Annotated in this window: 8 protein-coding genes and 1 pseudogene; 3 read left to right on the forward strand and 6 right to left on the reverse strand. The window is 71.2% G+C overall.

Features of this window, described 5'->3' with window-relative positions; all coding sequences use genetic code 11:
* Positions 1-142: 142 nt before the first annotated feature.
* On the reverse strand, positions 143-1114 hold the full coding sequence (locus CVO76_RS13860; RefSeq protein ID WP_208739729.1) for an NAD(P)/FAD-dependent oxidoreductase: 972 nt from the start codon (positions 1112-1114) through the stop codon (positions 143-145).
* Between the two features lie 55 nt (positions 1115-1169).
* Positions 1170-3341 (reverse strand): 4-alpha-glucanotransferase, encoded by a 2172-nt coding sequence (gene malQ, locus CVO76_RS13865; RefSeq protein WP_208739730.1) that lies wholly within the window; start codon positions 3339-3341, stop codon positions 1170-1172.
* A 182-nt stretch (positions 3342-3523) separates the two neighbouring features.
* Here malQ and CVO76_RS13870 point away from each other — a divergent pair, with 182 nt between their 5' ends.
* A complete protein-coding gene (locus CVO76_RS13870) occupies positions 3524-3838 on the forward strand; it encodes a hypothetical protein (RefSeq protein WP_208739732.1) in 315 nt (104 codons plus the stop codon).
* A 4-nt stretch (positions 3839-3842) separates the two neighbouring features.
* On the opposite strand, the gene CVO76_RS13875 is transcribed toward CVO76_RS13870, so the two are convergent.
* Both CVO76_RS13875 and CVO76_RS13880 read right to left on the reverse strand, forming a co-directional pair.
* Entirely contained in the window at positions 3843-4316 is a 474-nt protein-coding gene (locus CVO76_RS13875; protein WP_133081394.1) for a MarR family winged helix-turn-helix transcriptional regulator, read from the reverse strand.
* A gap of 83 nt (positions 4317-4399) precedes the next feature.
* Positions 4400-5422: an MBL fold metallo-hydrolase gene (locus tag CVO76_RS13880; RefSeq protein ID WP_208739734.1), complete on the reverse strand. Its 1023-nt coding sequence runs from the start codon at positions 5420-5422 to the stop codon at positions 4400-4402.
* Between the two features lie 110 nt (positions 5423-5532).
* On the opposite strand from CVO76_RS13880, the gene CVO76_RS13885 reads away from it, so the two are divergent.
* Positions 5533-6621 (forward strand): hypothetical protein, encoded by a 1089-nt coding sequence (locus CVO76_RS13885; RefSeq protein ID WP_208739736.1) that lies wholly within the window; start codon positions 5533-5535, stop codon positions 6619-6621.
* A 21-nt stretch (positions 6622-6642) separates the two neighbouring features.
* Here the strand turns inward: CVO76_RS13885 and CVO76_RS17660 are convergent, their stop codons facing one another.
* Positions 6643-6747: an MFS transporter small subunit gene (locus tag CVO76_RS17660; protein ID WP_420808225.1), complete on the reverse strand. Its 105-nt coding sequence runs from the start codon at positions 6745-6747 to the stop codon at positions 6643-6645.
* Between the two features lies 1 nt (position 6748).
* A complete protein-coding gene (locus CVO76_RS13890) occupies positions 6749-8137 on the reverse strand; it encodes an OFA family MFS transporter (protein WP_133081396.1) in 1389 nt (462 codons plus the stop codon).
* 180 nt (positions 8138-8317) lie between these two features.
* On the opposite strand from CVO76_RS13890, the pseudogene CVO76_RS13895 reads away from it, so the two are divergent.
* Positions 8318-8694 (forward strand): annotated as a pseudogene (locus CVO76_RS13895) (amino acid permease); the annotation flags it as partial.

An 8694-nucleotide genomic window follows, 5' to 3' on the forward strand; every position in this document is an offset into this window, starting at 1 on the left:
GCACGTCGAGGACACGCCGTTCCTGTCACAGGACGACGCCACCCGCCCCGACCTCGGCAAGTAGGGGCGACAGCACGCCCGAAGGCCCCGGTACTGCCGGGGCCTTCGGGCGTACGGGGGCGGGGGGACCCTGCCCCGGGCTTCAGACGCCCTCGCTCACCGCTTCCTCCGCCTCCAGGCAGACCTCGCAGTCCTCCTCCACCAGGATCGCGTTGACCGCGACGGCGATCCGATAGGCATCCCCTGCCGCCGGCACCAGCTGGGCGGCGGGATCGGTCGCATTGCCGACGGCCCAGACCCGTTCCACCGAGGTCCGTCCGATGTCGTCGGTGCTGACGCAGCCGTCGTCGCGCATCTCGCAGCCCAGGCCCGCGAGGAGCGGCGTACCCGCGTCCGCGCCCGGTTCGCAGAACACCGCCACGCAGGGCACCGCGGCGCCGTCCTGGAGCCGGACGCCCAGGAGCGGGCGTGGCGCGCCGTCGTCGGCCCGGCCCGGCAGGAATGCCTCCACCCGGCCCTCCGCGATCCGCACTCCGCGTCTCCGCAGGCGGTGTCGGTCGTCCTCGGACAGGGCGCCGAGGGTATGGGGGAAGAAGGTCACGTCGTCGGACCACTGCCGCAGGAGGATCGCCTGATGGATGGAGGTCGGGGCGGAACCGAGTACTCCGAGGGCCTGGTCGCGGACCTCCCAGCCGTGGCAGTAGGGGCACTGGAGCAGTCCCCGCCCCCATGCCTCCCGGGCGCCGGGGATGTCCGGCAGGATGTCGCGGAGCCCGGAGGCGATGACGAGCTGGCGCCCTTCGACGGTCCGGCCGCCGGCAGTGCCGATCGACCACCCCCGCGCCGTGTCCACGGCACGCTCGGCGCGATCATCGAGGAAGTCCACGCCGTAGGGTCCCAGGTCCTCCCGCGCCAGCGCCACGAGATGTTCCGGCGGCGTCCCGTCCCGCGTGGGGAAGCCGTAGGCGGCGTCGGCCGGAGCATTGCGCGGCGTACCGGCGTCGATCACCACGACGCTCCGCCGGGCCCGCCCGAGGACGAGCGCGGTCCCCAGCCCCGCGATGCCCCCGCCGACGATGACGACGTCGTACGTCCGGGTGTCGTTCCTGTTCATCCCTCCATCCGACCACGCGCCGGGGCCGTGCCGCCTCCCGACATTGTGCTTGCGATCAGCCGATCGGCCCCGTGCCGCCCGCATCGTCCGTCGGAAGGCCCAGCGAGGCGACCATCGACGCGAAGCGCTCATTGCCGGCGAGATCCTCGATGAGGACGGCGTTCCCCGCGGCGTCCGCGAGGGGGATCCGCCAGTTCGGGTATTCGTCGTTGGTGCCGGGCTGGTTCTGGGTACGCCGCTCGCCGACCGCGTCGGCGAGCGCGACCCCGAGCAGCACCGACGGCGTCTGCGCGATGAAGCCGTGCAGCGCCTCGACGGTCTGCTGGACGCCCGGGGACTCCTGAGGGAGCAGGTTACGCTGCCGCAGGAGCGCGAGGAACTTCTCCCGGCTGGCGCGATCCTCCGCCTGCTCCTCCTCCACGGGGCGGCTGAGCAGGCCGAGCTTCTCACGGAGCACCACGTGCTCGCCTGCCAGGTAGCCCGCACTGGGCGGCAGGTCGTGCACGGTGACCGTGGTCAGGCAGCCCCGGCGGTAGGCCTCGGGAGGCAGCGGCCCGTCCTCGTCCTGCTCGAACCAGAGGATCGAGGTGCCGAGGATCCCGCGCTCGCCGAGGTACTCCTGCACGCCGGGCTCGAAGACGCCGAGGTCCTCGCCGACCACGATCGCGCCTGCCCGTTCCGCCTCGAGCGCGAGGATGCCGATCAGCGCCCGGTGGTCGTAGTAGACGTAGGCGCCGGCACCCGGCGCCTTGCCCTGGGGTATCCACCAGAGCCGGAACAGCCCGAGGATGTGGTCCACACGGATGCCGCCAGCGTGGCGCAGGATGTTGCGGAGCATGTCCCGGAATGCGGCGTAGCCGGATCCGGCGAGCCGCTCGGGGTGCCATGGCGGCTGGCTCCAGTCCTGGCCGTGCTGGTTGAACATGTCCGGCGGTGCCCCGACACTGATGCCCGTCGCCAGCACGTCCTGGAGGGCCCAGGCGTCGGCACCGCTGGGATGGACGCCGACCGCGAGATCGTGCACCACGCCGATCGACATCCCGGCGCCCGTCGCGTCGAGTTGCGCCTCCTGCAACTGCTCGTCCACGAGCCACTGCAGCCACTCGTGGAACTCGATGCGCGCTGCATGCCGTTCGGCGAACTCCTGGGCACCGGGCGATCCGGGGCGTCCGACGTCGTCCCACTCCTGCGCGCCCGGCGGGACCGTCTCGGCGAGGGCCGACCACAGCGCGAAATCGGCGAGCCCCTGGCCCTGGTGGGAGCGGTAGGCGTCGAAGTCGTGCTGGCGCTGTTCCGGGAGCGGCACCGCGAACACGAGTTCGAGTGCCTCGAGTTTCGCGGCGTAGGACGAATCCCGGTCGAGCAGGTCGGTGGAGGTGTTGGCGTCCGCGAGGCCGGCGGCCAGCTCTCCGATCCGTGCCCGTGCCCCGGCGTCCAGCCGGGCGTACTCGGGGATGTCCTCGATCCGCAGGTAGAGGGGGTGGAAATAGCGCCGCGTGGTCGGCAGGTAGGGCGAGGGCTCCACGGGCGGGACGGGTTCGGCGGCGTGCAGGGGGTTCACCAGCACGAAGTCGCCACCGTGCGCGGCGGCGGCCTGGGCCAATCGGCCGAGGTCCGCGAGGTCGCCGATGCCCCACGATTCCGAGGACCGCACCGAGTAGAGCTGCGCCATGAGCCCCCAGCTGCGGTGGTCCATGAGTGCCGCCGTCGTACTCAGGCGGTCGGGCGTCACCACGAAGGTGCAGGTCGTCTCCTGCCCGTCGACCGTCGCATGAAGGGTGTGCCAGCCGAGCGGCAGCGCGTGCGGCAGCACGCCCTCCCGCCGCTCGATGTCCTTCCCGTCGATCGTGCGGACCTCGGTCGCGTCCGTCACCGTGCCGGTGTAGTGGACCCCGTCCTCGTCGACGGCCCAGAACTCCACGTCGGCCCCGGCGGGCACGTGCAGCAGCACCGGGTCGACGTCGCTCCGGCGCACCACGACGACGGCGGGCAGCACCCTCTGCCAGGGCCCGGCGACGACGTCGTCCAGCGCGCGGGCGATCGCGGTCTCGGAGGAGGCGTCGACTCCGAGCGCCGCGAGGACCGTGACGAGGGTCTCCGGGGCCACGCGGGCGGGTTCACCATCCCATCCCTTGAAGGTGGTCCCCACGCGGTGCGCTTCGGCGAGCTGTTCGAGCGGTGTGGGAGCCACCGGGGCTGTTGCTTCGTTCTCGGTTGTGTCGGCCATGCCTCCAATCTAGGCATGGAGTACCGACCGCCGCACCCGGTCCGGCCTCCCGCCGTCGATTTGACGCTCCCTCGAGGGCCTCGTCCCGGCGGACGGGTACCAGTCCGCGATGGGATGGACAAGCTCCTGCGGCGGCTCGGCGACCGCTGGCGATGCGCCCCGGAGCGGTGGTTGGCTGGAGCATGGCCTATTTCCTCGAGTACGTGGTCCCGGCGGAGAGCGGAGGAGCGGAGGTTCCCCTCGACGACGCCAATGACGGGTTCACCGTCCCCCTCGGCGAGACCGCGGAACGAGTGGTCCACCTAAACGCCCTTCCCGCCCGCAGCCGCATCGTGGCCGACGGGCTCGAAGACGCGCGCGCCGAGGCGGAGCAACTCCTCCTGCACAGCAAGGCCGACGCCGGCGAACTCTACGAGGACGCCGACGACTCCCTCGAGGCCGGCTCCGGCCGGCGGGTGGGAGCGTTCCGCGAGGGCTCGGGATGGAGCGAGGGCTGATCCGCTACCAGGTGTCCTTCGTGTAGGTGCTGTTGAGCCGGGCGATCAGGACCCCGAGTTTCTCCACGTCCTCCGGCGCCCAGCTGCGCATCAGCGCGGTGAACGCCGTGCGACGCCCGGTCTGCGCCGCGGCGAGCTGCTGTTCGCCCAGCGCCGTCAGGAGGACGCGTTGGGAGCGGGCATCGTAGGGATCGAGCTGGCGGCTGACGAGTCCCAGCCGTTCGAGCCCGGCGAGCTGCCTGCTCACGGAGGGCTTCCCCACACCGATGCTGGCGGCGATGTCGGTCGCCCGCAGCGATCCTTCCCGCTGCAGGAGCGTGAGGATCCCGTACGCGGCCGGCTCCATCTCCGGATGCACGTTCTTCGCGAGGGCGTGCGACGTCGTCCGTTCCCGCCGCCACAGCACGCTCGTCTGCTCTTCCAGCACCTCGATGGCCTGATCGAACTCTCCGCCGTCGCGCCCCTCCGCTGTTTCCATGGGGGAAGCGTATAGATGCCCGGGGCACAGTGGGCCCTCTTCACCGGAATTCGTCGGAATTCATGGGGAGAAGTCCGAAGATGTCAGGCCGCAGGCACACCGTGTACGCGCACGAAGTCCCGGTGCATCTGTGTCTGGGTGAGCGCGGACAGCAGCTGGAAGCCGTGCAGCCCGTCCCACCCGGCCGTCCACGTCAGTCGTGCGGCGATCGCCCAGACGGCCGGTTCCCCGGAAGCCCCGTTCGACGCCGCGAGCACCTCGGCCACCTCACGTGCCCGCCGTAGCTGGTGCTCCGCACACTCGTCCGCCCGACCTCCCAGCCCTGCGAACCGGTAGCCGTGTCCCGGGAGCGCCTCGTACTCCCCGTAGCGGCGCATGCGCTCCACGGACTCGAGGAAGTCGGCCAGCGGGTTCGACGGCGTTCCGCCGCCCAGGCCGAGACCGGAGAACACCGTCGGCAGCACGTGGTCGCCCGTGAGGAGGAGCCCGCGGTCGTCGTCGCGCAGGCAGATGTGCCCGGGAGTGTGTCCCGGCGTCGCCATCACCTCCATCCGGAACCCCGGGACGTCCAGGACGTCGCCGTCGGACAGCACGGAGTCCACGGCGAGCACCAGCCCGGCAGGAGAGCGGTCCACGAACTGGGCCAGTTCGCTTCTCCGGTCGACGGGAACGCCCCATTCCTCCAGCCGTCCGGCGGCCTCGTCGAGGTCGAGCAGCCGGTCGCGGTGCCGTTCGAGGGCCTGGCGCTCCCTGCCGTGCATCGCGAGTTCCGCGCCCGATGCGTCCCTCAGCCGGGCTGCCATCCCCACGTGGTCCGGGTGCAGGTGCGTGCCGGTGATGCCCGTGACGGCGTCGGCGCCGCCTCGTCCCGGAGCGATCTCCGCGAGCGCAGAGATCAGCCGCGCCCAGTTGTCGTCGGAGTCCCAGCCGGGATCGACGACGTGGATGCCCCCGTCCGCGTCCTGCAGCAGATAGGTGAAGGAGTACGCGAGATGTCCGCCGGGCATGGGCTGGGCGAGGGCCCACACGTCGTCACGCACCTGCTCCAGCGGGGGGAGTTCGCCGCGCTCCAGGGCGTCGGTCTGCTGCCTGCTCGTGCTGTCCATGGGTCCTTCCGGAGTGTCTGGTCCCATTCAAGCAGTGCGCGGGGGTGCCCGCGACGGCCTGCCGCCGGTGTCCGCACGCCGTCCGGCCCGCACCGTGCGAGGATGGCCGGATGACGGTGCCGGCCGATGTCCTGCTCGAGGGTCCACGCGGCCGCCGGCTCTGCCTCGAGCTCGCGCTGCTGCTGGCGCCGGACCTCCGGAGCCCGGTCATGCGCCTGGCCGGCGCCCTCGACCCGGCGTCGGGCACCTCGCGTGTCACCCTCGTCCTCGCCGCATCGGACGACGACGGGCCGGCTATGCACCCTGGACGACCGGACGCGACGACGCCGGCCGGGGTGGCGGCCCGGATCGCCTCGATCAACCCGGGGGACATCAGCGACAGCAGGATCCTCGACGCGTTCGGGCAGTCGGTCGGCGCTGCCCGCGGCTGGCAGGAACCCGACGGGGAGGACGTCCTCGCCGCGCTCCCGGTCATCCGCGAGTCACTCCTCCCCGTCGCGGGGCGGGTCTTGGCGTCCACTACCGGACCGTGGCTGGCATCGGCCCGGCGAACCGTGCAGTGGCACCTCGACTGGCGCGTCCCCGAGGACCCCGTGCACCTGCCAGGGAGCCCGCGGGAGGCTCTGGCAGCCTGGGCCCGCGGCGCGCGTGACGAGGAGGAACGGGCCCGGCACGATCGTCCGAGCGATCCCCGTGCCCCCTACTCCGGCACCTGGTGGTCGCTCCCCGAGGGGCTCCTGCAGACGGTCGGGAACATCCCGGCCGCACTGGACCTCGTGGAGGACGCCGCGGGTGAGGAGTGCGCCACGGCCGTCCCGGTCCGCGGTGGCGGCCGCACCTTCGAGGTGGCCGTCGAGGAGGACTGGGCGGCCCTGTGCCGCGAGTACCCCCTCGACGTCACCGCGTCCCGCCGCCACGACTGGTACCGGACCACCGGCCGTGCCGGAAGCTGGGTGATCCCGGACTGGGAGCGCGTCGCGGCGGACTGGGACGCCGTGCATCTCTCCGCCCTCGGCTACCTCCGGTGCGCCACCCGGGCGCTGCGGGTCGAGGCGGACACGGCATCGGTGATCGCCGGCTGGAACCCGGACACCACGGTGTGGCTGACCGACGTCGCACGCGAGTCGGTGGAGCCGCGGCAGGCATGGCGACGGCACCAGGACACCATGGCCTGGGCACCGGCACGGCAGACCGGGTGACGGCGTGACCGACGGCGCCGGTCAGCCGCCGAAGAGGGCCGCGACCCGGGTGAGGGTCTGGAAGACGCCGTAGGCGAGAGGCACTCCCACGAGTGCCCAGACGACGGCGATACGTGCTCCGGCCATGTCAGGCCTCCTTCGCGAATTCTCGGGATGCGTCCGCCGTCGGTTCGTGGAAGCGCGGGTCCACGGGCCGGACGAGCAGGTTGGCGATGAAGCCCACGACCAGCAGCCCCACCATGGTGAGGAGAGCCGGCTGGTAGGCCCCGGCGTTCAGCTCCCCGGGCGTTCCCTGCGAGTCGAGGAAGGCGTTGACGATCAGCGGCCCGGCGATACCGGCGGCCGACCACGCGGTCAGCAGGCGGCCATGGATCGCACCGACCTGATAGGTGCCGAAGAGGTCACGCAGGTAGGCCGGTACGGTGGCGAATCCGCCGCCGTAGAAGGAGATGATCACGAAGGCCAGGGCGACGAACAGCAGGGTGGTGGAGGACCCCGCGAGGGCGAGCACCAGGTAGAGCAGGGCTCCCACGCCGAGGTAGACCATGTAGATGCGCTTGCGGCCGATGAGATCCGACGTCGTGGACCAGGCGAACCGTCCACCCATGTTGCCGATCGAGAGCAGGCCCACGAAGCCACCGGCGACGGCGACGGACACCGCCGTCGTGCCGTCCGCGCCGCGGAAGAAGTCCTGGATCATCGGGGCCGCCTGCTCGAGGATGCCGATACCGGCCGTGACGTTGCAGAACAGGACGATCCAGACGAGCCAGAACTGGCGGGTCCTGATCGCGTTGGCGGCCGAGACGTTGTCGGTGGTGACGAGGGGCTTGGACTTCAGCTGCGAGGGGTCGAACCCCGCGGGCTTCCAGCCCTCCGCCGGCACCTTGATGGTGAAGGCGCCGAACATCATGTAGACGAGGTAGACGACGGCGAGGGTCAGGAACAGCTTGCCCACGGCGTCGCCGCTGGCCACCCAGCCCTCGGCCCCCGAGTTCGGGTCGTACATGCGCAGCAGTTGGGTGGAGAGCGGGCTGGCGATCAGGGCGCCGCCGCCGAAGCCCATGATGGCCATGCCCGTGGCCAGGCCCGGGCGGTCGGGGAACCACTTGATCAGGGTGGATACCGGGGAGATGTAGCCGATACCCAGGCCGATGCCGCCGATGACCCCGTAGCCCAGGTAGACGAGCCACAGCTGGTTCGTGAAGATGCCGAGCGCCCCGACCAGGAAGCCGGAGGTCCAGAACAGCGCCGAGGTGAACATGGCCTTGCGGGGGCCGTTGCGGTCCACCCAGGTGCCGAGCACCGCGGCGGACAGACCCAGCATCACGATGGCGATCGAGAAGATGATGCCGACCTGCGTCAGGGTCGCGTCGAAGTGCGCCGTGAGTGCCGTCTTGTACACGCTGGTCGCATAGGCCTGGCCGATGCACAGGTGGACGGCGAGCGCCGCGGGTGGGATGAGCCACCGGTTGAATCCCGGTGGTGCGATGGTGTGGTCGCGGTCGAGCCAGCTCATCGAGAGCCTTTCTGTCAGCGTGGGCGGCCGCCCCCCGGCCAAGATCCTGTCCAAGGCAAGTATGGTGTGCATCACATGGATGTGGGGTATTTCTCGATCGGCGGTACTCCCCGCGCGACGAATGGCGGCCCGCGTGGTATTTCACAAGCAGGCTTAGCATTTTCGCCTAAACTGGCGCCTATGCCCACCACGGAACAGGCCCCCGACACCCGATTGAAGCGCGGCATCTCGGGTCCGCTGCTGTACCTCTTCATCCTCGGCGATGTCCTCGGCGCAGGCGTGTACGCGCTGGTCGGCGTGATCTCGGCGGAGGTCGGGGGCGCCATCTGGGTGCCCCTCATGGTGGCCCTGGCCCTGGCCCTCCTGACGGCGGGATCGTACGCAGAGCTCGTCACCAAGTACCCGAAGGCCGGTGGCGCGGCGGTGTTCGCCGAACGGGCCTTCGGGAAACCGTTCATCTCCTTCCTCGTGGGCTTCTGCATGCTCGCGGCCGGCGTGACGAGTGCCGCAGGCCTCGCCCAGGCGTTCGCGGGCGGCTACCTCACCACCTTCATCGA

This window comes from Arthrobacter agilis (assembly GCF_002953615.1).
In the GTDB taxonomy this organism is placed as follows: domain Bacteria; phylum Actinomycetota; class Actinomycetes; order Actinomycetales; family Micrococcaceae; genus Arthrobacter_D; species Arthrobacter_D agilis_B.

Excerpts from the sequence above, each read along its gene's own strand:
- CVO76_RS13860 (WP_208739729.1), bottom strand. The coding sequence starts at position 1,114 with ATGAACAGGAACGACACCCGGACGTACGACGTCGTCATCGTCGGCGGG.
- malQ (WP_208739730.1), bottom strand. The coding sequence starts at position 3,341 with ATGGCCGACACAACCGAGAACGAAGCAACAGCCCCGGTGGCTCCCACA.
- CVO76_RS13870 (WP_208739732.1), top strand. The coding sequence starts at position 3,524 with ATGGCCTATTTCCTCGAGTACGTGGTCCCGGCGGAGAGCGGAGGAGCG.
- CVO76_RS13875 (WP_133081394.1), bottom strand. The coding sequence starts at position 4,316 with ATGGAAACAGCGGAGGGGCGCGACGGCGGAGAGTTCGATCAGGCCATC.
- CVO76_RS13880 (WP_208739734.1), bottom strand. The coding sequence starts at position 5,422 with ATGGACAGCACGAGCAGGCAGCAGACCGACGCCCTGGAGCGCGGCGAA.
- CVO76_RS13885 (WP_208739736.1), top strand. The coding sequence starts at position 5,533 with ATGACGGTGCCGGCCGATGTCCTGCTCGAGGGTCCACGCGGCCGCCGG.
- CVO76_RS17660 (WP_420808225.1), bottom strand. The coding sequence starts at position 6,747 with ATGGCCGGAGCACGTATCGCCGTCGTCTGGGCACTCGTGGGAGTGCCT.
- CVO76_RS13890 (WP_133081396.1), bottom strand. The coding sequence starts at position 8,137 with ATGAGCTGGCTCGACCGCGACCACACCATCGCACCACCGGGATTCAAC.